The following is a 26,145-nucleotide window of genomic DNA, read 5'->3' as shown; positions in this document are numbered from 1 at the left end:
ATAAAAATTGGTATAAATGGTATTTTTTAACTTGAATAATTTTTATTTTAAAGAGTTTCAGAAAATGCCTTAGTAATTTAAAAAAAAAGCCTTCCAGATTCGAAAGGCTTTTTGCTTTTTTAAGGCTTAAAAAGTTGACTATTTTCTCATAATCTTTACATTCATTTCTTCTACTTTTTTGTCAGATAAAATAGAAGGTGCATTAAATAATAAATCTTCGGAGGATCCTGTTTTTGGAAACGCCATTACTTCTCTAATAGAAGCTTTATTTTCTAAAATCATCATTAAACGGTCTACACCCCAAGCAATTCCTCCATGCGGAGGTGCGCCATATTGAAACGCTTTGTGCATGGTGCCAACACTTTTCATCATTTCTTCCTTATTGTACCCCATGTTTTTATAGGTTGCTTCTAAAATTTCTGCCTTGTGGGCACGAACAGAACCACCGCCAATTTCATAACCATTTAATATGAAGTCGTATTGTTGAGCAATAATTGTTCCTATTTCTTCACCTTCTCCATTCATGTGCTTTTCTAAGTCATAGATAGCGGGCATGGAGAAAGGGTTGTGTGTAAACGTCCATCTTCCTTCCTCTGTTTTTTCAAACATAGGGAAATCTACTACCCAAGCAGGTCTTAATTCTTTTGGGTTGATGAGTTTTAGTATTTTTCCCATTTCTTGACGTACAGCATCTAAGGCTTTGTTAGCAGTTGCGTAGTCTGCTGCAGAGAAAAACACAACATCTCCAACTTGTGCATCGGTAGCTTTTATAATATTAGCGGCAATTTCTTCACCTAAAAACTTAATAATTGGTGATTGTAAATCATCCTCATTAACAAAAATATATGCTAAACCCCCTAAACCATTTTGTTGAGCTATTGCTGTCAGGTTTTCAATTTGACCTTTAGACATTCGTTTATTTCCTTGCTCTTTTGCTGAAACTTTAATGCATTTTACAATACCACCTTCATCAATGGGTTTACTAAATACTTGGAAAGTAGTCTCTTTTACAATTTCTGTAATGTCTTGCATTTGCAAACCAAAACGTAAATCTGGTCTATCACAACCATATTTGTCCATTGCATTTTTGTAAGTGATTATTTCGAAAGGATGTAAAATCCATTTTTTGCCATAAATTTTATTTACAATTTCATTAAACATTTTTGTGTTTAAATCGATAATCTGTTGCATACTAGCATATGCCATTTCAATATCTAATTGGGTAAATTCTGGTTGTCTGTCTCCACGAGAATCTTCATCTCTAAAACAACGTGCTATTTGAAAATATTTCTCAAATCCGCCCACCATTAACATTTGCTTAAATTGCTGAGGTGCTTGTGGTAATGTGTAAAAAGAGCCGGCTTGTTTTCTTGTTGGAACAATAAATTCTCTCGCTCCTTCATCTGTACCCGCAGTTAAAATTGGAGTTTCAATTTCTAAAAACTCTTCTTCATCTAAAATATCTCTAAGTAATTTAATTACTTTATGACGATTTACAATAGCCTTGCGAACTTCATCATTTCTATGATCTAAAAATTTATATTGAAAACGAGTAGTTTCATTCGTTTTCATGGCTCTTTTTATTTCAAAAGGAAGTGTTTTTGATAAATTTAGTATTTCTAAAATCGATGTTTCTAACTCTATTTTACCAGTTCTTAAACCAGCATTATAATCGTCTTCTTTTCTTTGAACCACGAGCCCAGTGACCATAACAACAGTTTCTGGTTTTAGCTTGACCAATTCATCTAAATTAGGAAATGATTCTCGACTTAAACGCACTTGAAAAATTTGGTTACTTGAATCTCTTAAATCAATAAAAATTAATTCACCATGATCACGCACACTAGAAACCCAACCCGATAAAGTAACTTCATCTTGAATCGAATTTTCTGAGAGTTGAGAAATTTTATGAGTCCTATATTCTTCTTTTATTACAATCGGAATTTCAGGAAGAACATCCTCTTCTTGATTCTTGTTTTTTTGTTCTTGTTTTTTGGTTGCTTCTTCTTGGTTTTTGAGTGCTTGTTTCTTATTGCTTTTTTGGGCATCGGAAAGAGAAGCTATAATCTCTTCACGAATCACTTTACCCGAAGCGCCTTTGCCAATAACCCCAATAACTTTACCAACAAGAATACCCGCTTTTCCTTGATTTCCAGCTTTAATATCATTTGCAATTGCTTCATTTTGAGCAATTACTTTTAGAACAGCAACTTTAATTTTTTCTTCGGAAATCGTGTTTTCTTCAAAATACGCATTGTAGTTAAATTTTCTGTCTTTTAAATAGCTAATAATTGCATTTTGAACTAAAACTGCTGTAATTTTATCCGCTTTAAAAAGCTGAAAAATCTCTGTTAATTGAGCAACATTATGAATGTCTTTATATTGATCTGCACCAATATTATTCACCAATGTTTTTGCAACAAAAGACGGGTCTTTCATGACATTATTAATAGCAACAAAAGTTTCAGATCGTAAAGAATCTGCAGTAAAAAACTTGGCATCTTGTGGCAAAACTCCGCCTTTTATTAAAATAGATTCTACAGCAAAAGGTAAAGAGCTTATATCAATATGAGTGCTTTTAATAACTTTTTTGATATTTACAAAAGGTAAATCTGGTTCAGAAATAAAACGGTAATCCGCTTCAAACTCCTTTTTACGCATGGTTTTGGTCTGCTTTAAATCAGCATTCCATAAAACGGTCGTTTGGTCTGGTCTAAACTTTTTGTGGTCTATATAATAATGAAGTTGTTTTTCTATTTCTTCCTTTAAAGCTTCTACCATAAACTTAAAAGAATTTAAGTTTTTGATTTCTGTTCTTGGATTTAAATTATAGGTATGCTTTTTACGAAGCGATACAGAAACATCCGATTTAAACTCTCCTTTTTCAAGATTTGCTTCCGATATTTTTAAATTCTGAACAATTCGCTGAATGTATTGTGCGTAGGTAGATGCATCCTCAATATTTCTAATACATGGTTCTGTGACAATTTCAATTAACGGAACTCCAGCTTTGTTAAAATCGACTAAAGAAATTTTCTTTTCGTGCATCAATTTGGCAGCATCTTCTTCAATATGAACTTGCGTTAAATTCACGGTAAATTGAGAGCCATCATTTCTAAAACAAGAAACTTCTCCGTCAGGAATTACAGGATTATGAAACTGTGTAATTTGAATATTTTTTGGATTATCAGGGTATTCATAATGTTTACGATCCCAGGAGATGATCTCGTTTGAAAAAGAGGAACGAACCGCCTTACCGAATAAAATAGCTTTTGTAATGGCTTCTTTATTTAATGAAGGTAAAACGCCCATTTGCCCGGTACAAACTGAACATATATTTTGATTGGGTTGCGCTATTTCTTGATTTGCGCAAGAACAGAATAATTTTGATTTTGTATTTAATCTAACATGGGTTTCTAAACCGATGACTAATTCTAAATCGTGTGCTTTTAATAGCTCATTTAATTGCTCTAACTCCATTATATCGTGTCTTTTAAGAAGTTTGCAAACTTCAAAACGAGTTCGTCATTATTTTTTGCTGCTGTAATTTGTAGTCCCGTTGCCGTGCCTTGCGGTATGGTTAAAGTAGGTAATTGCCCTAAACTGAAACCTACTGTATACGCATCAGATAAATACATGGCTAAAGGGTCTTTAAGGCTATCGCCGATTTTTGGAGGCAAACCTGGTGTAACAGGCGATACTATGATCTCTACATCCTGAAAATCTTTTTCAAAATTTTCAGAAATCTGATCTCTTAAATTTAATCCTTTTAAATAAATTTCGTCAGAAAAACCTTGTGATAAAACTTGATTCCCACCAACAATTCTCCGTTTTGTTTCTTCTGATAAATTTTCTGAACGTGTAATAGCATACGTGTCTTTTAAAGTATCACCTTCAATTCTATTGCCATAATTGGTGCCATCTAATCTTGATAAATTTGATGCTGTTTCTGCCATTGCCAGTGTATAATAGGTAGAAACCAAGGTGTCTGCTTCAAAGAAATCTAATGCTTTTACCACAATTCCTTTTGCCTTAATTTTTTCAATCGATGCTAAAAAAGCTGATTTTATTTCGGGAACAATCGCATCACTTTCTATAAAATTTTTAAAATAACCAATCGTTTTTATGTCATCAGCATTTAAAATATTTTCTTGTAAAATTGTTTCAGATGAATACGTGGTTTGATCTTTTACATCTTTACCACTCATTATATTTAGAACGATTCTAATATCTTCAATAGATTTTGCGATGGGGCCAACACAATCTGTTGAGGAGGCATATGCCATTAAACCAAAACGTGAAATTCTTCCATACGTAGGTTTAAATCCGAAGACATGATTATAGCCTGCTGGTTGACGAATAGAGCCACCCGTATCTCCACCAATAGAAAAAACAGTATGACCTTTGGCAACATTTACCGCAGAACCGCCACTTGAACCACCTCCAACTAGTTCTGGGTTATGCGCATTTTTTACAGCTCCAAAAATGGTATTTTCTGAAGAGGAACCATGCCCAAAGCTATCGCAATTTTCTTTTGCTAAAGGAATTGCTCCGGCATCTAACAATTTCTGAATGGCAGTTGCCGTATAGGGCGATTTGTAGTTTTTTAGTAAATAAGAACTAGCCGTTGTATAGGTTCCTTGTACCATGTAAACATCTTTAATTCCGAAAGGAATACCTTCTAGCAAGCCTATTTTTTCTCCGTTATTAATTTTTTCATCAACTTTAGAAGCTAATTCTAAAGCCATTGAATCTAATAAAGAATTAACGGTGTTATGTGTATTTAGTTTTAATACATCTAATTTCTCTTGGATTAATTGTTTACAAGTAATTTCTTGATTCATCAATTGATGATGAATTTTATGTATTTGAGATTCCATAACTATTCTTCTATTACTTTGGCAACTACTAAATAGCCGTTTTTTTCTTGCGGAAAGTTTTCGATAATAATTTGTTTTTCAATCGAAGAGCTATTAAAAACAATATCTTCTCTTAAATCATTTAAAGACACAGCATTATTTTGATTATTAAAAGAATTATTATTTGTGGTGTTCGCATTTTTAATAACATCAAATAATTTATTCACAGACTCTGATGGCTGCGCTCCTTTAATACTAGACAAAATGTCTACGGTCATCATTTTACTCATTTCTCTCTTTTTTTTGATTCAAAAAAAAACCTTCCGAATTCGGAAGGCTTTATTTATATATTTTTAAACAACAACCTTCTTATCCTAAAAATTAGAATTATTAAAATTACGATTGCAGTTATTATGTATCATGTTAATTGTTAATTGGGCAAATATATGTAGAAAAAATGTTACACAAATTTCTTTTTTGGCATTTTATAAAAACTTGTTGTATTCCTAAAATATGAAACTTTCATTATTAATTTAATAAAAAATACACCAACCATTTAGGTTCTAAATCATTGGTGCATTTATTAATTCAGTAAATTCAAATCAAACACAAGTTTGAGCTACAAAAAAACAACTTATTGTATAAATTCGAAATATATTATTTATAATTAGTTATATTTTTGTTGTTTTTTGTTTGTTTTAGTATCAAAATGTTACATTTAGGGTTTTTAAAAAAAATATTTATTTTTATTGAAAATATTTCGCAGTGATTTTGTTTTAAGTTTTAGTGACTATTATTTAGGTAAAGTACAGGCTAAAATTGATGCTTTTTATTTGTTAAGAAAAAAAGCAAGATAAAATTTGCTCAAATTAAAAACCCTCTTTACATTTGTAACTAAATGAAGAAACAAACAAATATCTGGTGGTGGAACTCTCTTAATTCATAAGTGAGAACAAAACCTATATTTTAATTTAAAATAAAAAAAAAGGCTTATCTCACGATAAGCCTTTTTTTTATCCCATCTGAACCTTTTATTTTGTCGGCGTGCAAAGTAGACAGCGTCAGGCATTAGAACCGATACATTATTATGAGTAAAACAAAAGAGAATAACAATACCGAAACACAAGAGTTTTTCCCTTTTGGGGAAAGTAAAAAAGGCTTGAGTTTTAAAACAATTCATAAAACAAAAATTTCAGACACAGTCACTCCGGTGGGCTTATATTTGCGCTTTAGAGATCAATTTGCAAATACACTTTTGTTAGAAAGTTCAGATTATCATAGTAAAGAGGAAAGCTTTTCATTTATTGCTGTTGAACCGATTATCACCATGAAAGTTGATGATTCTCAATTTTCTATAACACATAAAGGAATAGAAATAGAGAATCAAACCATGGATAAAAATTTTTATCAATTGTTTGATAAATTTACCAATTCGATAGATTTAGAGTGTCCGTCAGAATTAAAATCGTTCAATGGTTTATACGGTTACACCACGTTTGATGCTGTTCAATATTTTGAAAACATAAAGTTTACAAACCCAAAAGCATCTTCTGCGATTCCTGAAATGCAATACAGTTTTTACAGATTTATTATTGCAATCAATCATTTTAATGATGAAATGACATTGATAGAAAATATTGAAGAGGGCACCGAATCGCGTATTAAAGAGGTGCAAACGATTATAGATGCGCAAGCATTTAATACTCAGAAATTTGAAATTGTTGGCAAGGAAACATCAAATGTAACAGGAGATGAGTTTAAAGAATATGTACGCAAAGCAAAATCGCATTGTAAACGAGGCGATGTTTTTCAATTAGTTTTATCCCGCCAGTTTCAGCAAAAATTTAAAGGCGACGAGTTTAATGTGTACCGAGCATTGCGTTCTATCAATCCTTCTCCTTATTTGTTTTATTTCGATTATGGTTCTTTTAAATTAATGGGATCTTCACCAGAAGCACAAATTAAAATTTCCGCAGGAAAAGCAACGATAAACCCTATTGCAGGAACATTTCGAAGAACGGGTGATATTTTAGAAGACAGAAAATTAGGTAAAAAATTATCCGAAGATAAAAAGGAAACTGCAGAGCATGTTATGTTGGTAGATTTGGCGAGAAACGACTTAAGCAAACATGCGGATAATGTTACGGTTGAGGTGTTTAAAGAAGTACAGTATTTTAGCCATGTTATTCATTTAGTTTCTACCGTTAGAGGTCAAATTAAAGGAAATCCTATTGAAATTGTAGGGGATACATTCCCTGCAGGAACTTTGAGTGGAGCGCCAAAGTACAAGGCAATGGAATTGATTAACAAATACGAAAATCAAACACGTGGTTTTTATGGAGGCGCAGTTGGTATTCTTGGGTTGGATGGTTCTGTAAATTTAGCGATTGCCATTCGTTCTTTTGTAAGCAAAAATAATGTGTTGTACTCTCAAGCGGGAGCAGGAATCGTAATTCATTCTGATGAAGCTAAAGAATTACAGGAAGTAAATAATAAATTAGCAGCATTAAACAAAGCGTTGATTTTAGCAGAAAATATTTAGGGCGTTTTAACAGGCTTTCCACTATATCTTTTTATTTTAAAAGAAAATAAAAAGGATGCCGTTTCAATCCCTAACGCAAATTTAGAATTAAGTCATTATTAGGAGTTTTTCCGACAAAGTAATTTCTTAATTCATAAACAGATTGGTACAGCAAATGAAAAATTTGCTTCGTAATAACAATTAGAAAAAAACATGAAAATATTAATTTTAGACAATTACGATTCGTTCACTTACAATTTGGTGCACATGGTAGAAAAAATTACAGGAAACTTTCCTGCCGTTTTTAGAAACGATGAAATTTCTATTGAAGATGTGGGTAATTTCGATATCATCATGTTATCTCCAGGACCTGGAATTCCAGATGAAGCAGGAATTTTAAAAGAAGTCATTAAAACCTATGCGGGCGTAAAGCCAATTTTCGGAGTCTGTTTAGGATTACAGGCAATCACAGAAGTTTTTGGTGGAACCATCATCAATTTAGAAAATGTTTTTCATGGAGTTGCTACAGAAATGAGGGTCACAGACCCTTCAGCTATAATTTTTAAAGACATTCCAGAAACATTTTTAGCAGCACGTTATCATTCTTGGGCAGCAACAGATAAAGGGTTTCCTGAAGAAATACAGGTAACCGCAAGAGATGAAGATGGATTGATTCAGGCAATAGAACATAAATTTTTTCCAATTTCTGCAGTTCAGTTTCATCCAGAATCTATTTTAACAGATGTTGGTGAGCAGTTGGTAAGGAATTTTATAGAAAACAACAGCGCATCCTAATCTTCCCAAAGGGAAGTAGTAGCAAGTTTGCGATAAAATGAAAACATTATATTTTTGCAAAAGGCGAAATTTTAGAGATAAAGGGAGAATAAAACTGACATAAGAGTGTTTTTCCTCGAAGCTTGTATTGAGCGAAGTCGAAATAGGGAAATTAAAAGGGGATTAAATTAAAAGTAGGTATTATGAAGGAGATTCTAAATAAATTATATCATCACGAAAGATTATCGAAATTTGAAGCAAAACAAATCTTAATGGAGATTGCTGCAGAGAAATATAATGATGCACATTTAGCCTCATTTATGACCGTTTTTATGATGCGACCAATAACTACTGATGAACTTTCAGGTTTTAGAGATGCGTTAAAAGAGCTATCTCTAAAAGTAGATTTGTCGGATTTTAATACGATTGATATTGTGGGAACCGGGGGCGACGGAAAGGATACTTTTAACATCTCTACATTAACCTCTTTTATTGTAGCCGGAACGGGTCAGAAAGTAGCAAAGCATGGTAATTATTCAGTGTCTTCGAAATCTGGTTCTTCCGATATGTTAGAGAGTTTTGGATATACCTTTACGAACAATGAAAGTATTTTAAAAGGGCAATTAGAAAAAGCAAATATTTGCTTTTTACATGCTCCAAAATTTCATCCGGCAATGAAGGCTGTTGGGCCAACCAGAAAAGCTTTGGCGTTAAAAACTTTTTTTAATATTTTGGGACCTTTGGTAAATCCGAGTTCACCAAAAAACCACTTGCTAGGAACTTTTAATTTAGAAATTGCACGTTTGTATAATTATATTTTACAAGAAGAAGATATCAATTATGGTATTGTTCATGCTTTAGATGGGTATGATGAAATATCTTTAACAAGCGGATTTAAATTGTTTACTAAAAATGGAGAAGAACTTATAAATCCGGAAGATTTAGGTCATAAAAGAATTCAGCAATCAGAAATTTTTGGTGGAAATTCTGTTGCAGATGCTGCCAAGATTTTTAAATCAATTTTAGACGGTAACGGAACAGAAGCGCAAAATAATGTGGTGTTAACAAATGCCGCTTTTGCGTTAACAATTGTAGATGATAAAAAGTCTTTTGAAACAGCTTTTGAGGAAGCTAAAGAATCACTTTTTAAAATGGAGGCAAAACAAACATTAGCAAAGTTGGTGAATTTATAACCGTAAAAGACCTCACAGGTTTTTAAAACCTGTGAGGTCTGAAATTATAGACAGTAATGACAAAAAAAAGGAACAATTTAGCGCTAATCATACCAGCATTTCTTTTAATGGGAACGGCGGTTGGAGTGCAGGCAGGAGCTATTTTAAAAAATTCTGCTGTTGGTTTAATTGTCGGAATTATCGTATATTTTGTTCTTACTTATAGAAATAAACAAATTAATAAATAATGTCTCCTCGATCGCAGTCGAGAGGTTGTATTGAGATCTCGACTGCGCTCGATCGGACAAATTAGTGTAAAATCACTTTTTAAAATGGAGGCAAAACAAACATTAGCAAAGTTGGTGAATTTATAACCGTAAAAGACCTCACAGGTTTTAAAAACCTGTGAGGTCTGAAATTATAGACAGTAATGACAAAAAAAAAGAACAATTTAGCGCTAATCTTACCTGCATTTCTTTTAATGGGAACGGCGGTTGGAGTGCAGGCAGGAGCTATTTTAAAAAATTCTGCTGTTGGTTTAATTGTCGGAATTATCGTATATTTTGTTCTTACTTATAGAAATAAACAAATTAATAACTGACCTTACGCAAGAATAATTTGCTTTTAAGATATTTATAGATTATATTGTTAATAACTCAGATACTAAAAAAGATGGATAATTTTGTTGATTTATATACAGATTACTTGATAAGTTCAAGTTCTTACACGACAGCAACAGGAATGGCATCATTACTTTCAATAAAACACGACAAAATAACACGAGCATTAGGGACAGGTGTTTACGACAGTAAATTTCTATGGAAAAAAGCAAAACCTTATGTTGAAGAATTGACTCAATCTAAAGAAACTATCATTTTAAGTTTTGATGATTCTATACAAGAAAAACAATATACAGCTGAAAGTGAGCTTAACACTTGGCATTTTGACCATGTGTTTGGAAGGTCTGTAAAAGGGATTAATTTCCTAACTGCTTTAGTGGAGGTTGGGGGTATGCGTATACCATGTGGCGTAGAGTTTATAAAGAAAGATCTTTGGGTTACCGACAAAAAAACAGGGAAGAAAAAGCGTAAAAGTAGTAAAACTAAAAATGAACTTTTTAGAGAAATGCTGGAAGAATGTAGTAGTAAAATACACTTTGATTATGTTTTGGCTGATAGCTGGTTTTCTTCGGTAGAAAATATGATTTGTTGTAAAAAAACATTGAAAAACGATTTTATTATTGCCTTAAAAAGCAATCGAAAAGTAGCCTTATCATTAGAAGATAAGCAAAATGAGACATACATAAATATTAAAACATTACAGCCAGGACAGCAGACCGTGGAAGTTTGGTTTGAAAAACTAGACTTTCCGCTGTTGCTTACAAAGCAAGTTTTCAAAAACGAGAATGATACAGTCGGCGAGTTGTACTTGGCTTGTAGTGATTTAAGTGTATCGTATGACCAAATAACTACAATCTACAAAAAACGGTGGGCAGTAGAAGAATATCATAAATCAATTAAAAGCAACACAGGTTTTGCTAAATCTCCAACTAAAAAAACAGCAACACAAACGAATCATTTTGTCCTGTCAATAATAGCGTATATAAAGTTGGAGTGGCTGAAACAAAGAACAGGAAAAAATCACTTTGCAATGAAAACACAAATCTATTTAGCAGCACAACAGGCTGCTTATAATGAACTCAAAAACTTATCAACAACTAAAGCTGCATAATTCCATTTTTGGGGATTTGTTTGCGTAACATGAGTTAATAAATAATGTCTCCTCGAGCGCAGTAGAGAGGTTGTATTGAGATCTCGACTGCGCTCGATCGGACAAATTAGTGTAAAATCACTTTTTAAAATGGAGGCAAAACAAACATTAGCAAAGTTGGTGAATTTATAACCGTAAAAGACCTCACAGGTTTTTAAAACCTGTGAGGTCTGAAATTATAGAGAGTAATGACAAAAAAAAAGAACAATTTAGCGCTAATCTTACCTGCATTTCTTTTAATGGGAACAGCGGTTGGAGTGCAGGCAGGAGCTATTTTAAAAAATTCTGCTGTTGGTTTAATTGTCGGAATTATCGTATATTTTGTTCTTACTTATAGAAATAAACAAATTAATAAATAATGTCTCCTCGATCGCAGTCGAGAGGTTGTATTGAGATCTCGACTGCGCTCGATCGGACAAATTAGTATAAAATCACTTTTTAAAATGGAGGCAAAACAAATATTAGCAAAGTTGGTAAATTTATAAACGTTAAAGACCTCACAGGTTTTTAAAACCTGTGAGGTCTGAAATTATAGAGAGTAATGACAAAAAAAAAGAACAATTTAGCGCTAATCTTACCAGCATTTCTTTTAATGGGAACAGCGGTTGGAGTGCAGGCAGGAGCTATTTTAAAAAATTCTGCTGTTGGTTTAATTGTCGGAATTATCGTATATTTTGTTCTTACTTATAGAAATAAACAAATTAATAAATAATGTCTCCTCGAGCGCAGTCGAGAGGTTGTATTGAGATCTCGACTGCACTCGAACAGACAAATTAGTATAAAAAATGACAATTTTAGATAAAATCATCGCATTTAAAAAGACTGAAATCGCTAAAATAAAGGCAGAAGTTTCAGTGAAGAAATTGGTAGAAAGTCCAAATTTTGATAGAAAAGTTTTTTCCTTAAAAAAATCTTTATTAGAAGTAGGTTCTACAGGAATTATTGCAGAATTTAAGCGTCAATCGCCATCCAAAGGAATTATTAATGACACGGCAACGATTGCGGATGTTACCAACGGATATTTGGATGCCAATGTCGCTGCACAATCCATTTTAACAGATACTTCTTTTTTTGGAGGTTCTATGGCAGATTTAATGGAGGCAAGAGTCATCAATCAACAAAAACCAATTTTAAGAAAGGATTTTATTGTTGACGGGTTTCAGATTGTAGAAGCAAAAGCCATAGGGGCAGATGTTATTTTGTTAATCGCTTCGTGCTTAACATCCCAAGAAATTAAAAATTTCGGACAATTAGCTACCGATTTAGGTTTGGAAGTTTTATATGAAGTGCACACGCAAGAAGATTTGGATAAGATAAATGACTTGGACCATAAAATAATTGGAATTAATAATAGAAATTTAAAAACTTTTAAAGTTGATTTGGAGCATTCTATCAAATTAGCAAATCAAATTCCAGATACTTCTTTAAAAGTTTCAGAAAGCGGAATTTCTGATCCAAGGATCATCACTGGCTTAAAAGAATATGGTTTTCAAGGTTTTTTAATCGGAGAAAATTTTATGAAAGAAGATAATCCTGGAGAGGCTTGTAAAGAGTTTATCAGTCAGATAAGATAAGCCCATCCTAACCTTCCCAAAGGGAAGGAATTTTTACTCTTGAGGAAAGAAGAATTAATAAAAGAACTAGTAAGTTTTGAATAAAAATAAAGAAAATAAGGAACCGATTTCAATTTTACCCCCTTTGGGGGAAAGGGGGCTTCTAAAGGTTTGCGGAATGAAATACGTAGAAAATATCCAAGAAGTTGCTGCATTGCAGCCGGATTATTTGGGCTTTATTTTTTATGAAAAATCGAAAAGAAATTTTGAAGGGATCATTCCAGAATTGCCAAAATCAATCAAAAAAACTGGCGTTTTTGTCAATGAAATTTTAGAAATTGTAATCTCTTTAATTGAAGAATATCGATTGGATGCCGTTCAATTGCATGGAGATGAATCTGTGGAATATATTCTTAAATTAAAAGCATACATTCAACAAGCTGCATTGGATGCAGCTTCTCAAAAAAAGAAAAGTAAACATTGGCAACCTTTTAAAAAAGTAGAAATCATAAAAGTATTTGGAATTAAAGACGCATTTGATTTCAATGTTTTAAAGCCTTATTTGGAAGTTGTAGACTATTTTTTATTCGATACCAAAGGAAAAGATAGAGGTGGAAATGGCATACAATTCGATTGGAAGGTTTTAGAAAAATACCCTTTTGAAAAACCATTCTTTTTAAGCGGAGGAATTGGGTTAGAAGATATAGAACGAATACAAATAGTGTTAAACTCTAATTTACCAATTTATGCATTAGATGTAAATAGTAAATTTGAAAGCAATCCAGGAGTTAAGAAAATTGAAGAATTAAAGGAATTTAAAAATAACGTCATTATGAACCCAGTGAAGTAATCTGCTTATTTAAAAATAGATTGCTTCGTTCTTCGCAGTGACATCATAACAGAAAATATGAAATCAAAATTTCACCCAGATAAAAATGGATATTTCGGACAATTTGGAGGCGCATTTATTCCAGAATTGTTGTACCCAAATGTAAAGGAATTGGCAGATAACTATATTCAAATTATAGAGTCTGAAGAATTTCAAACAGAATACAAATCTTTATTAAAAGATTTTGTTGGCAGACCAACACCTTTGTATTTAGCAAAAAGATTATCAGAAAAATATGGCGCAACAATTTATTTAAAACGAGAAGATTTAAACCATACAGGTGCGCACAAAGTAAACAATACGGTGGGTCAAATTCTAATAGCCAAGAAATTAGGAAAGACAAAAATTATTGCAGAAACAGGCGCAGGACAACATGGCGTTGCAACGGCAACGGTTTGTGCTTTAATGGGATTGGATTGTACTGTTTTTATGGGCGAAAAAGATATTGTTCGTCAGTCACCAAACGTGGCTAGAATGAAAATGTTAGGTGCAAAAGTAGTACCTGCAACCAGCGGAAGTAAGACTTTAAAGGATGCCACGAATGAAGCAATTCGGTATTGGATTCAGAATCCAGATACTTTTTACTTGATAGGTTCTGTTGTAGGCCCGGCACCACATCCAGATATGGTGGCACGTTTACAAGCTATTATTTCTGAAGAAATGAAGTGGCAATTAAAAGAAAAAACAGGAAAAGAAAACCCTGATACGATTATTGCATGTGTTGGCGGAGGCTCTAACGCAGCAGGTGCTTTTTATCATTATTTAGATGATGAAGAGGTAGAATTAATTGCTGTGGAAGCTGCAGGTTTGGGTGTTAATTCTGGTGAAAGTGCCGCAACTTCCCAATTAGGCCAAGTAGGTGTAATTCACGGTAGTAAAACTATTTTAATGCAAGATGAATACGGACAAATTGTAGAGCCATATTCTATTTCTGCGGGTTTAGATTATCCTGGTGTTGGTCCGTTACATGCGTTTTTATATGAAAGTGGAAGAGCTAAATTTATGAATGCAACCGATAAAGAGGCATTAACGGCAGCTTATGAACTTACAAAAATGGAAGGAATAATTCCGGCTCTTGAAACCGCACATGCCTTGGCAGTTTTGCCAAAAATGAAGTTTAAAAAAGGGCAAGTAGTGGTCATTAATTTATCGGGCAGAGGCGATAAAGATTTAGAGATTTTTATTAAATATTTAGAAGAGTAAATTTACAATCGTCATTACGAACGCAGTGAAGTAATCTGTCAATTCATTAAGAGATTGCTTCGTTCCTCGCAATGACATCATCATATAATTATGAATTCAATCAAACAATTATTTCAAAAAAAAGAAAATAATCTTTTATCAATATATTTTACTTGTGGATATCCAAAATTAGAGGATACCACAAAAGTAATTGCATCCTTAGAGAAAAGTGGTGTTGATTTTATTGAAGTCGGGTTGCCGTATTCAGATCCTTTAGCAGATGGACCAACGATACAAGAAAGTAGTCAAAAAGCCTTGGAAAACGGGATCAATTTAGATATTGTTTTTGATCAATTAATGACCATTAAAGAAACGAATCACACACCTTTAGTTTTAATGGGGTATTTAAACCAAATGCTAAAATATGGCGAAGATAAGTTTTGCCAAAAAGTAGTAGATTGCGGCATAGACACGCTTATTATTCCTGATTTGCCAATGGTAGAGTTTGAAAATCATTATCAAGAATTGTTTGATAAGTATGGTCTTAACAATGTGTTTTTAATTACCCCGCACACATCCGAAGAAAGAATTAGAAAGATAGATTCGTATACAAAAGCATTTATTTATGTAGTAGCGTCTTCTTCAATTACAGGTGCAAAAGGGGAAATCTCAAATCATCAAGTTGCTTATTTTGAAAGAATTAAAGCGATGAATTTAAAAAATAAATTGATTATTGGTTTTGGTATTTCAGATAAATCGACTTTTAATACCGCTTGTCAATATGCAAATGGCGCCATTATTGGTTCTGCTTTTATTAAAGATTTAGGGGAGAATGGCGTCGAAAACATCAATAACTTTATAACACCAATTATAAGCTAACAAATCTTATATGTTTTTTAAAGAAAATATTATGGTTATCAATCCTTAGATATCGTGTTCGTAGCGTATAAACCTAAAAAAATTAGTATACCTTATATGCACACTTAAAGAGCTAAAACTTGCTTGGCTGTTCAATAAAAGTGTTTATAACCAGTAATTACAAGTGATAAAAGGTATTCGGTCTTGTTTCAACTTTATACTTCTTTAGGTTGCGATAGCGCTGCATGAAATTAAAAAAAAAACCAGTGATTTTATGTTCACTGGTTTTTTTGATTTATAACTTTAAAAAGCTTCACATATCATTTTTAATCGGAAATTACTTTGATGAAATGCACCTTTTTCAGTTTCTATTTCAGTTCAAAAAGAAATCTTAAAATCTATGCTTTATTTCACAATAAATTTCAAACAATAACAGGTCTTAAATATTTTAGCTTTAATCCTAATTGATTGCAGTAACTACTTCAATAACGCCATTTGCTCCGCGTACGCCATAGATAGCAGCCTCTGGTCCTTTTAAAATTTTTACACTTCTGATTGTTGTGGGTACAATTTGTGCAAAACTACTTTCGTCGATTTGAACCCCGTTCAAAATTAATAAAGGACCTCTACCACCACTAAAAGTTGAATTCCCCCTTATTGTTATGCTGTTAGATGTTGAGATATTCACACCAGAAACTTTACCTCTTAAATAATCATAAATGTCTCTAAATTGTATTGCACTAGCTATTTTCTCATCGCTCGTATCCTCGAAATAATCGTCATTGTTTCTTCTGATTTTAATAACAATAGAGTCTTCGCCTTTGTAAGTAATTGTTTTAACACCTATTAAGGAGGAGAACGCACTAATTTCTTTTGGCGCTTTTTTTAATTTAATCTTAAAATAACCCGATGCGTTAGCAACTCTTTTTTGTTTTACATTATCGAATAAAATAACCGCACCAGGAATAGGTTTGTTATTACCGTCTTTTACTAATATCGTTAATTTAGTAGTTTCGTTTTTTGTCGATTTTTTTTGAGAAAAAATATTCACAGAAAATACAACTGCGAGTAAAAAAAATAGTGTTTTTATGGATTTCATATTAGGTATATTTATCAAATCAGCAGCAAAATTAATGCCATTTTTTACTTTTTTAAAATTAATAAAAATCTGAGTTATTTCCGAAATAAACTATGTAAGATTTTGTTAATTTTTAATATACCTTTTCTCCATTTAAATACGTAGAAACTACGTTGGTTTTTGGTATAATAGTATCATGTGCTTGCATAATGTTTTGATCTAAAATGATGAAATCTGCAAATTTACCAACTTCAATAGAACCCTTTTCATCCTCTTCAAAATTAGAATAAGCTCCCCAAATAGTCATTCCTCTTAAAGTTTGCTCTCTTGTTAAAGCATGCTCCATTTGGAAACCGCCTTCAGGGAAATTTTCTAAATCTCTTCTGGAAGTTGCAGCATAAAAAGTTAAAAACGGATTTACTTGTTCTACAGGAAAATCTGTACCCAAAGCAATTTTTCCGTACCTGTTTAGTAAATTTTTAAAGGCATAAGCACCTTGCATTCTTTCTTTTCCGATTCTATCTTCTGCCCAATACATATCGGAGGTAGCGTGTGTAGGTTGCACAGAGGGTAAAATATTATCAAAATTCTGAAAGTCTGTTGCAGATATTATTTGTGCATGTTCAATTCTCCAACGTCTATCTTTTTTGTTTTTTAAAACTTCTTTATACGTTTTTAATAACCAGGTGTTTGTAGAATCGCCGATGGCATGTGTATTCATTTGAAATTCTGACGCAGCAATTTGTTGCGCAATTTCTTGGTATCTTTCTGGAGGATAAATGAGTGCGCCAAAATGATTTTCTCTATCTGAATAAGGCGTGCGCATGGCAGCACCTCTAGAGCCTAAAGCACCGTCTCCATATACTTTAAAAGAACGTACATTTAATCGATCGGTTTTCGTAATTCCTTTGTTGATGTAGTAATCAATTTGTTCTTGATTATCACCAGAAACCATCGCATAGATGCGCATTTTTAATTTATTTGACTGCTGTAAATCGTTAATTAATTCGATGGTATTTCTATCTAAACCCGCATCATCTACAGTGGTTAAACCATAAGAAAAACAAATTTTTTGTGCATCTAATAAACCTTGAATTGATTCTTGTTTTGAGGCTTTAGGGAATTTAATGAAACCCATAGCGGCATCAATTAAAACTCCCGTCATTTCTCCATTTTTTAGAATAATTTCTCCACCAGAAACTTTCGTGTCTTTTGTAATTCCTGCCATATCGATGGCAGCCTGATTTACTAATAAAGCATGCCCATCTACTCGGCCTACAGCAACCGGAGTTGTCGGAAATAAGAGGTCTAGTTTTTCTTTTGTAGGAAATTCTTTTACTTCCCAATCATTTTGGTCCCAACCACGTCCTGAGATAAAATCTACATTTTTTTCCTTTTGAAAGGCAACAATCTTTTCAAGAACTTCCTCATAACTTTTAGTGCCTTCTAAAGAAACTTTTTGTTGTTGTAAGCCCATTCTATAGAAATGGCAATGCGCATCAATAAAACCGGGAACAATTGTTTGGTTTTTAGCATCCATTACAGAGGTAGCTGCATAAGCTTCCTGAATTTCTTCATTGGTACCAACGCCAATAAACTTTCCATCTTTAATGGCGAATGCTTCCGCAGTGTCAAATTTTTCGTTTACCGTATAGGTGTTTGAATTGATAATAATTAGATCTGCTTTTTCTTTATCGCAAGAAAATAAAAAGAGTAAAACAATAAAAAGGTAATTTTTCATATTTAAGAGTGGTTTTGATATACAATATAAATACCGTACATGAATAAAAATTGAATTGGGATTCTAATCATAGCTAATTTTTTGGAACCAATCGCTGGTTTTTTCTTTGTAAAATCCCATAAATGAATGGGCAATAGAATGATGAGTAAAATAAAAATACCTAAGGATGCATATTTAGTTGTTGGATTAAAAAAAAGTCCAAGTCCTAATGTAAATTCTACAAAACCCACTCCATAATTCACTAGTTTCTTAGGGAAAAAATTAGGAATAAAATCCTTAAAAAACTGTGGTTTTATAAAGTGCATGATTCCTGCAAAGCAGAAAAAAGCACCATAAACTATTGTTAAAATAAGTACTAAAATATTCACAAATTAAGGCTTTACTGGGGCATCTGCATATAAATACTTATCCATTAAATAAACCATACTAGCCATCGATGCACTTCCTAAGGCTAACTCACGTTTATTTACTTTGTCAAAAGTATCTCTACTAGTATGATGATAATCAAAATAACGCTGAGAATCTGGTTTATAGCCAACTAATGTAACGTTTTCTGCTTTTAAGGGTGAGATATCTGCACCAGAACCACCTTTTTTAAGATCATGCAATCCATAAGGAGCTAGTAGTTTTTTCCAGCTTTGTAATAAGGTGCTATTGGCAGTATTGGCATCTATAGAAAAACCTCTTGGTGTATGTCCGCCAGAATCAGATTCTAACCCACCAATATGGTTTTCTTTATTTAGTTTTGCTAATTCAGCATATTTCTTTGCACCTCTTGTGCCATTTTCTTCATTCATAAAAAACACAATTCTGATGGTGTTTTTAGGTTGGATGTTATTTTTTTTAAATAGATAGGCAACTTCTAAAGATTGCACAATTCCTGAACCATCATCATGAGCACCTTCACCTAAATCCCAAGAATCTAAATGACCACCCACAACAAAAATATTTTCTGGAGTTTCTGATCCTTTTATTTCGCCAACCACGTTAAAAGAAGGAGCATCTGGTAAGGTTTCACAGCTTTGTTTAAAGTAGAATTTTAAATTCGGATTTTGTTTTAAATCATCGCTTAAAATATTGGCAGCTTTTGCGCTAATTGCGGCAGCAGGAATGTATTTTTCTTCGGGTAAATCTCCATAACTCATGGTTCCTGTATGCGGATAATCATCCACAGAATTTGTCATAGAACGCACAATTACTCCTTTAGCTCCGAATTCTCCACAAATAATGGCTCCTGCAACTCGTTGATCTACACAACCACCATAAGCACTAAAAGTATTGATTAAGGTGTCATCAAAAGGGCGGTTAAAAAACATAATTTTACCTTTCATTTTGGTTCCTAAAGCTTTTGCTTCCTCCAAACTTTTTACTTCGATAACTTCAGCCAAAACTCCAGATGCTGGTGTTGCAACAGAGAAGCCTAAAGCACAAATTGGAACATTTTTTTGAGTACCATTAGTTGTATAGTTTGCAATTTCTTTTTCGCCACGAACCCAATGAGGTACCATAACGGGTTGTAGCCAAACGGAATCTAAACCTACTTCTTTCATCAATTGCTCTCCCCAAATAACTGCTTTTGCAGCTTCTGGAGAACCTGATAATCTACCTCCAATATTTTGCGTTAAATCTTTAAGCCATTCATAAGATTTACCTTGGGTTAGAGCAGCATTGAATAATGTTTTAATGTTTGTAGAATCTGTTTTTTCTTCTGCAGATAATTCATTGGACGTCGTTTTGGTTTCTTGTTGCTGATTACAGGCAAAAATACTGAAAGAAATTAAAAATAGAAAGCGTAATTTTCTCATGGTTGTCGTTTATTATTTAATTTTATAAAACTACAAAAACGAAATGAGAAATTATGATATTTATAAATGAATGTTGCCTTTAAAACGGAGTGTTTTGAAAATGGAATATCTTATTTTAGGATAATTGATAACGATTTTTAAGAGATTTTTTTTGGCTTTAATCAATCGAAATAAAATATACACGGCTAATAAAAGTAAGAATTAGAGGGTTTGTTTAATTTACATTTTATTCATTAATTTAGTTGATTCTTTATAAATGAATGTATATTTTCTTTTGTTTATTTCAGTCATATTTTCTATTTCAGAAATGATTTCTTTCAAAATTATTTCAGCGCAATCATTTTTTCCTCTTCTCATAAAAAAATGTGAAAACTCTAAACGTTCTGCATAATTACAATATCGTTTGTCTGTTTTTCTAAATTGAATTTCAGCTTCATCAAAAAAATTACATTTATCTAGGGCAATGGCATAAATACAAATAGAATTTCTAAAATTTTTATCTATGTTTATTTTGCTAGCGCACACTAAAACTTTCTCATATTGTTCTTCTTTAAAATAACATTTTAACGCTTTATTTAAAGTGCTAGGATCATTTTTAAATTTTCCGGTTAAAGCTTTTTCGTAATATATAATGGCTTTTTTGAAATTTTTATTTTCGAAGTGAGCATCTGCTAAATTTATTTTATTCTGAAATGTATCTGAAAAAGATAATTTTTTTTCTAAATCTCTAATTTTTTTAGTAGGATCTAAAACGGCGGTTATTTGGTTCTGTAGCTGTGTTAAATTACGTTTGGTAATTACTTGTGTAAAAATGTAAAACAAACCACCAATTACAGGAATAAAAAATACAATGATATACCAAAAATACTCATTTCTGCTTTTGTAAACATGGAAAAGGCAAAAAGCCTGAAAAACGATTAATACATAGTAAAGCATAGAGTGTAAAGGTAATACAAAATGATTTTTACTGCTGTTTTTTCGTCTAGTTTACTATTGTAATCGCTGAATGGTAGTTGTTTTATAAATCGAACTTGTAAGTAATACCACCTAAAACCTGAAAACCTTGTACGTTGAAATTCGCAAAACGCTGATAATTAGTGTTTAAAATGTTATTTAGTTTTAAAAATGCCGAAAATTTATCATTTAAGTGATATCCTCCATTTAGGTTGATGTCGATATAGGCATCTAACGCTTGAATGCCGTTTGTGCCCGATGGAAATGTAGTAGTATATAAAATATCTTTTCTTTCACCGACATAAAAAACATTTGTAATGGCATACCATTTAGCACTCTCGTAAGTACCAACAATAGCGGTTTGAAAAGTTGGTAAATTCCAAGCTTCGGCTTGCGTTGCCATCTTAAAATCATCAACTTGAATATTGGTAGAAAGTGTAATTCTTTTTGTAAGATCATATTCTAATTCGGCAAAAATAGAAGTAGTTTTAGCGTCATCATAAAGGATGCTAAAAGAGTTCCCGTATTCAAATCCTTTTAGTTCAATGTCATTTGCAAAATTGCTAACCCCATCAGATTTTGAGTTGTTTCTAATAAATAAAGCTTTGTCTTGTTCCTCTTTAATGCTTGCAGAAATATTAAAGCTAAAATTATTGTTAATAACGCCATTGAAGCCTATAAAAGCGTTATATTTTTCTGCAGTTTGTGTGATAAATTGCGTGGGAGAAACAAAAGGGTTTTCGTCTACAAGGTTTTTGTAAGTATTGGTATGAAAATCACCAAAAACTCCTCCGTAAATATTTAATTGTTCTTGAATAATCGCTTTTTGAACTTTAATGTCTGGATAGGCTAAAAAATAATTTACGCTATTTTCAGTATCCATAGAAGCAAATAATTTTGTTCCTATTTTTAGAGAGAACCCTCCAAGATTCGTTTTGTATTCTGGATTTATTTTTGCTGTAAAAATGGAATAATTTAATTCATTTTGAGTAGCATAATCAGTTTCAAAATTTCCAGTTAAAAATTCTAAAGAAGTTTTTACTTGTAGATTATTTTCTGTAAAGTATAAGGGTATATCTAAATTAGTATTAAAATTAATGAGTAATTCGCTACTATTATAATCATCTGTAAAGTAAGAAAGCGATAGGTTACTTTTATCGATGTATGCGTCTAAAAAATCAATTTCGCCATTTATATTCAAAAGATTGTAAGTTTGATTTTCTTGAATATTACCGATAGCAAAATCAGTGAAAGTATCTTCTTTTAAGCCATACCAATTATAATTATTATTTTCAGCGTTTAAAACAACCTTCCAATCGAAATAACGGGCTTCCATTTTGTAAAAAAGGCTTGCTGATAAATTAGAAAAATCACTATCTAAAGGTGTGTTTTCTATATTCTCTAAAGAGGCGTTATATTTTGCAGACAAGCCAAATTCACTTCGAAAACGGGTTTGTTTATGAATAAAAGCTTCACCGTATGGAGATGTATAATTACCAAAACCAGCAGCAATATAGTTGTCGTAAATTCGTTCTTTTACACCCACATCAATTCCTTTTACAACGCCACTTTTTGGAATAAAAGTAGAGGCAACGGGCGCTGAAAAAATGTTGTAAGATAACTTTTTTCTCTTGCTTTTTTCTAACAGCTGTAGGGTTGGGTTTTTTTTAATTTTACTCGCATCTGCAATTTTAGGATTGTAGGTCGTTATAACTTCTACAACTTCCGTTTTTACTGTGTCTTTTAATTTTACAGGTGTCACTTTTTCTTTGGGCTTTACTTGGGCGAAAGTGCTCAAATAACTAAAGAAAATTAAAAATAGGAGAAAGCCTTTTTTCATTAGTTTTTATTTTGTGGAGTTATAGAATTATTCGTTTTGGCTTCGTTTTCTTTTATCTTATTCAGTTCAGTTTGCGCTTCTTTTACAATATCATCAAATTGCTTAAAATTTTTAATAACATTTTCTAAAATGAAGGTTGCTTGATAGGCGTCTTTTAAGCTGTAATAATTTTTAGCCATGATTACATAGCTTTTTACACCCCAATATTTGTAAGCAGAATAATCTGCAATTAATTCTTGAACTACTTTATTAGAAGATTCATACTCTTTATTACGATTTTTAAAATAAGCATTATAATACAAAGATTCTGCTTTTAATACTCCTGTTGCCTCGTTTTCTATTTGTTTATAATATTCTTCTGCTGTAGCAAAATCATCATTTATAAAAGAAGTTTTAGCAATGATGGTAATGGCATCTAATCTTAAATTGGTATCAATTTTGTCTTTTGCCAATAATTTTTTAGCATATTCTAAGGCTAAATCGTATGCTTTGGTTTCAGAATAACCTTTCATTAAGTTACTTTGTGCAAATAAAATATTTTCGGTGCTATAGGCTTCTTGCTCTAATCTTTCGAGTAAAGGTAAAGCGCTAGAGAAATTTTCCTGTTGCAAATATATTTGAGATAGCTTTGCTAAAACATCCTCGCTTAATTCGCTCTGACCGGCATCTAAAACAATCTTATAGTTTTCGGCCGCCTCTGCATACAATTGATCGTTAAATAAAATGTCTGCTAAATAGTAGGTTGCTTTTAATTTATTTTTACCATTTGGAAAACTTGTTAAATATTTTCTTAAACTTAAAAGGCTTTTATTGTTTTTACCTTCAAAGTATTTTCTTTCAGCAATAGCAAAACTCGAGTTTTCTAATTCTGTGTCAGAAACATTCACAAATTTTAAGGTTTTGGTCCAAGCCACATAACCATCTAAATTATCTTCATCTACATAAATGTTTTTTGCATTTCTTACAGCTTCTAAGGCGTCTGCAGAATTCGGGAATTTGCTCACGGTTAATTTAAATTTTTCTAAAGCTTTTTTATTCTCATTTTCATTATAATACAGCAAACCTTGTCTAACTAAAGCTTTGGGTATAAATACACTTTTTGTATGCTTACTTAGCAATTGATCATAAGCTTCGTGTGCTTTTCTATTGTTTTTTATTTGCGTATACGTGCTTGCTAATTGATACCAAGCATCATCTTTTAGGCTAGATGTTTCATACTCATTAATGACCTTAATTAATGCGCTAATTTTAGCATCATCGTTATCTCTAAATCCATAGCTCATTCCTATTTGGTATTGTGCATAATCTGCTTCAGAACCAAATTCGTTAATTACATTTTTGTATATTTTTATGGCATTATCATACTCCTTAGTAGCAAAATAGCTGTCTCCTAAACGAATCGAAGCATCATTTTTTATAGCATCCTCTTCTATGTTCAATTTTAAAAATTGATGAAAGAAAGTGATTGCTTTATCATATGCTTTCAACTTAAAATGGGTGTAACCAATATTATAATCAATTAAAGAAAATTCTTGTTGATTTCTTGAATCGATTATTCTTTTTACTTGATTAAATTTAGCAAGGGCATCTACATATTTTTCTAATCGATACAAGGTTTCTGCTTCCCAGTAATGCGCTTTTTGTTTTATATTTTCATTGCTAGCTTTTTTTGCTTCGGTAAAAAAAGGTAGGGATTTTTCTAATTTTTGCTCGTTAAATAACTGAATGCCGCGATATAAAGAAACCTCAAAAGATAAGGTTATATTTTCTGCACTTTTCTTCTTTCTTAAAAACGCTAATGCGCCTTCATAATCTTGTTGATGTATAAATGAAGACACCACCAATTCATTAATTTCGCTGTAGGATGCCGAGTTTGGATACTTTTTTAAGTAATTCTGCAACACATCAGAAATGTTTTCAAAAGGATTTCCTTCTTCATAACTCAATTTTGCATAATTTAAAGCGGCATCTTCCTGAATTTCTGGATTAAAAGGCATTTCACTAGCGGCTTTAAAAGCATTTAAAGCTTCATTTTTTTTATCAATATTTAGGTAACATTCTGCTAAATGGTAATAAGCATTTTGTGAAACTGTATTTTTTTGATCAATAATTTTATTAAAATAACTAATGGCATTTTCAAAAGTATTTTGTTGATAATAGGCATAGCCTAATTGATAATAATCCGTATTATTCCATTTGCCATTTTTACCTTTATAGGCTTTTAAAAAAGGTATGGATTCCTCATATTGTTTTAAATTGAAATAACTTTCACCAACAATTTTAGAGATTTCAGAAATATCTCTTTTTCGAGCAGTTTTTAAAAGTTCTTGACCAACTTTTACACAACGTTCAAATTGACCGGCTTTAAAACTGATGTCTAATAAATAATAAGAAATTTCTGATTTGTAAGATTTGTTATCTGCAATTTCTTTTAAGGTAGATTCTGCGATGCCATAATCTTCTTGTTTATAGGCGATATAGCCATAATAATATCTAGAATCGTTTCCGTATTTAGCATCATTCATTAAAGGTAAAAATTTATCTTTAGCGAGTGTTAAATTTTTAGAAACCAAAAAACTATACCCCATTTTAAAATTAAGCTCTTTTGTATCTTCTTCAGAAAGTACATCTGCATTTACTTTCTGAAACCATTTTAGAGCATATGCCGCTTTTTTATTGGCAAAATAGTAATTACCCACATTAAAAAAGGCCTTGTTTTTTTTGTTACTAATCGGGTTGTTTTCTACAAAGCTTAAAACCTTTTTATCGGCATCTGTCTGATTTAATTTTACAGCACACATGGCATCGTAATAAGAGGCATCTGCTTTTAGAGTCGAGTTTTTTTGCGAATTTATTCGTACTTTTTCAAAAGTCTTTTGAGCCGCTGCATATGCTTTGTTATTGTATAATTCTATACCATTATTAAAGTCTGAAAGCACACTTGTATCCACGATAGATTCCTGCGAAAACATCGCAAAAGAAGAAACAAAAAGTGTGCATAACAAAAAGTGTTTTAAGTTAAAACGAAATTTCATACCATAGTTTTATATTATGTTTCAATTAACGAAGAATTTTTCAATTTGTTGGATAAAAAGAAGGGAATTTTTAAAAATAATTTGGATGAAAATTAAGAATTATTTAATTTTCAT

Annotated in this window: 22 protein-coding genes; 12 read left to right on the top strand and 10 right to left on the bottom strand. The window is 32.0% G+C overall.

Annotated features, from left to right (window positions below):
- Window positions 1-138: 138 nt before the first annotated feature.
- From gatB/aspS to K8354_RS12085, 3 genes are read right to left on the bottom strand one after another with little or no spacing between them, the layout of a single operon-like run.
- The gene (gatB/aspS, locus tag K8354_RS12095; RefSeq protein ID WP_223439992.1) at window positions 139-3,480 is read right to left on the bottom strand and encodes a bifunctional amidotransferase subunit GatB/aspartate--tRNA ligase AspS; all 3,342 of its coding nucleotides are present in this window, start codon (window positions 3,478-3,480) and stop codon (window positions 139-141) included.
- Window positions 3,480-4,880, bottom strand: coding sequence for an amidase family protein (locus K8354_RS12090; RefSeq protein WP_223439983.1), 1,401 nt, complete (start codon window positions 4,878-4,880; stop codon window positions 3,480-3,482). The genes gatB/aspS and K8354_RS12090 overlap by 1 nt, the downstream gene beginning before the upstream one ends.
- A gap of 2 nt (window positions 4,881-4,882) precedes the next feature.
- On the bottom strand, window positions 4,883-5,149 hold the full coding sequence (locus K8354_RS12085; protein ID WP_223439981.1) for an Asp-tRNA(Asn)/Glu-tRNA(Gln) amidotransferase subunit GatC: 267 nt from the start codon (window positions 5,147-5,149) through the stop codon (window positions 4,883-4,885).
- A 797-nt stretch (window positions 5,150-5,946) separates the two neighbouring features.
- Here K8354_RS12085 and K8354_RS12080 point away from each other — a divergent pair.
- The 12 genes from K8354_RS12080 (at window position 5,947) to trpA (ending at window position 15,599) form a co-directional block, all read left to right on the top strand.
- Window positions 5,947-7,401, top strand: a complete 1,455-nt coding sequence (locus K8354_RS12080) for an anthranilate synthase component I family protein (RefSeq protein WP_223439979.1) — start codon at window positions 5,947-5,949, stop codon at window positions 7,399-7,401.
- 192 nt (window positions 7,402-7,593) lie between these two features.
- Complete coding sequence (locus K8354_RS12075; RefSeq protein WP_223439977.1) at window positions 7,594-8,175, top strand: anthranilate synthase component II; 582 nt, start codon at window positions 7,594-7,596, stop codon at window positions 8,173-8,175.
- A 182-nt stretch (window positions 8,176-8,357) separates the two neighbouring features.
- Window positions 8,358-9,347: an anthranilate phosphoribosyltransferase gene (trpD, locus tag K8354_RS12070; protein ID WP_223439975.1), complete on the top strand. Its 990-nt coding sequence runs from the start codon at window positions 8,358-8,360 to the stop codon at window positions 9,345-9,347.
- Window positions 9,348-9,403: 56 nt separating this feature from the next.
- Entirely contained in the window at window positions 9,404-9,574 is a 171-nt protein-coding gene (locus tag K8354_RS12065) for a hypothetical protein (protein WP_223439973.1), read from the top strand.
- Window positions 9,575-9,756: 182 nt separating this feature from the next.
- Window positions 9,757-9,927, top strand: coding sequence for a hypothetical protein (locus K8354_RS12060; protein ID WP_223439971.1), 171 nt, complete (start codon window positions 9,757-9,759; stop codon window positions 9,925-9,927).
- Window positions 9,928-9,998: 71 nt separating this feature from the next.
- Entirely contained in the window at window positions 9,999-11,057 is a 1,059-nt protein-coding gene (locus K8354_RS12055) for an IS701 family transposase (RefSeq protein WP_223439969.1), read from the top strand.
- 227 nt (window positions 11,058-11,284) lie between these two features.
- Window positions 11,285-11,455 (top strand): hypothetical protein, encoded by a 171-nt coding sequence (locus tag K8354_RS12050; RefSeq protein WP_223439967.1) that lies wholly within the window; start codon window positions 11,285-11,287, stop codon window positions 11,453-11,455.
- A gap of 182 nt (window positions 11,456-11,637) precedes the next feature.
- Window positions 11,638-11,808 (top strand): hypothetical protein, encoded by a 171-nt coding sequence (locus K8354_RS12045; protein ID WP_223439967.1) that lies wholly within the window; start codon window positions 11,638-11,640, stop codon window positions 11,806-11,808.
- Window positions 11,809-11,881: 73 nt separating this feature from the next.
- Window positions 11,882-12,670, top strand: a complete 789-nt coding sequence (gene trpC, locus K8354_RS12040; RefSeq protein ID WP_223439965.1) for an indole-3-glycerol phosphate synthase TrpC — start codon at window positions 11,882-11,884, stop codon at window positions 12,668-12,670.
- A 157-nt stretch (window positions 12,671-12,827) separates the two neighbouring features.
- Complete coding sequence (locus K8354_RS12035; protein ID WP_223439963.1) at window positions 12,828-13,499, top strand: phosphoribosylanthranilate isomerase; 672 nt, start codon at window positions 12,828-12,830, stop codon at window positions 13,497-13,499.
- Between the two features lie 57 nt (window positions 13,500-13,556).
- On the top strand, window positions 13,557-14,741 hold the full coding sequence (gene trpB, locus K8354_RS12030; protein ID WP_223439961.1) for a tryptophan synthase subunit beta: 1,185 nt from the start codon (window positions 13,557-13,559) through the stop codon (window positions 14,739-14,741).
- 90 nt (window positions 14,742-14,831) lie between these two features.
- Window positions 14,832-15,599, top strand: coding sequence for a tryptophan synthase subunit alpha (trpA, locus tag K8354_RS12025; RefSeq protein WP_223439959.1), 768 nt, complete (start codon window positions 14,832-14,834; stop codon window positions 15,597-15,599).
- Window positions 15,600-16,038: 439 nt separating this feature from the next.
- On the opposite strand, the gene K8354_RS12020 is transcribed toward trpA, so the two are convergent.
- The 7 genes from K8354_RS12020 to K8354_RS11990 form a co-directional block, all read right to left on the bottom strand.
- The gene (locus tag K8354_RS12020) at window positions 16,039-16,677 is read right to left on the bottom strand and encodes a TonB-dependent receptor plug domain-containing protein (protein WP_223439957.1); all 639 of its coding nucleotides are present in this window, start codon (window positions 16,675-16,677) and stop codon (window positions 16,039-16,041) included.
- A gap of 112 nt (window positions 16,678-16,789) precedes the next feature.
- Window positions 16,790-18,397 (bottom strand): amidohydrolase, encoded by a 1,608-nt coding sequence (locus K8354_RS12015; RefSeq protein ID WP_223439955.1) that lies wholly within the window; start codon window positions 18,395-18,397, stop codon window positions 16,790-16,792.
- 2 nt (window positions 18,398-18,399) lie between these two features.
- Window positions 18,400-18,765 carry a DoxX family protein gene (locus K8354_RS12010; RefSeq protein ID WP_223439953.1) on the bottom strand — a complete coding sequence of 122 codons (366 nt, stop codon included), beginning with the start codon at window positions 18,763-18,765 and terminating at the stop codon, window positions 18,400-18,402.
- A gap of 3 nt (window positions 18,766-18,768) precedes the next feature.
- Window positions 18,769-20,202: a M20/M25/M40 family metallo-hydrolase gene (locus tag K8354_RS12005; RefSeq protein ID WP_223439951.1), complete on the bottom strand. Its 1,434-nt coding sequence runs from the start codon at window positions 20,200-20,202 to the stop codon at window positions 18,769-18,771.
- Window positions 20,203-20,421: 219 nt separating this feature from the next.
- Window positions 20,422-21,138, bottom strand: a complete 717-nt coding sequence (locus tag K8354_RS12000) for a hypothetical protein (RefSeq protein WP_223439950.1) — start codon at window positions 21,136-21,138, stop codon at window positions 20,422-20,424.
- Between the two features lie 82 nt (window positions 21,139-21,220).
- Window positions 21,221-22,996: a TonB-dependent receptor gene (locus tag K8354_RS11995; RefSeq protein ID WP_223439948.1), complete on the bottom strand. Its 1,776-nt coding sequence runs from the start codon at window positions 22,994-22,996 to the stop codon at window positions 21,221-21,223.
- Complete coding sequence (locus K8354_RS11990; protein ID WP_223439946.1) at window positions 22,996-26,031, bottom strand: tetratricopeptide repeat protein; 3,036 nt, start codon at window positions 26,029-26,031, stop codon at window positions 22,996-22,998. The genes K8354_RS11995 and K8354_RS11990 overlap by 1 nt, the downstream gene beginning before the upstream one ends.
- Window positions 26,032-26,145 lie beyond the last annotated feature (114 nt).

Source organism: Polaribacter litorisediminis (assembly GCF_019968605.1).
In the GTDB taxonomy this organism is placed as follows: Bacteria; Bacteroidota; Bacteroidia; order Flavobacteriales; family Flavobacteriaceae; genus Polaribacter; species Polaribacter litorisediminis.
Note: the sequence above shows the minus strand (reverse complement) of the source record. Positions and strands in the feature narration are given on the sequence as shown.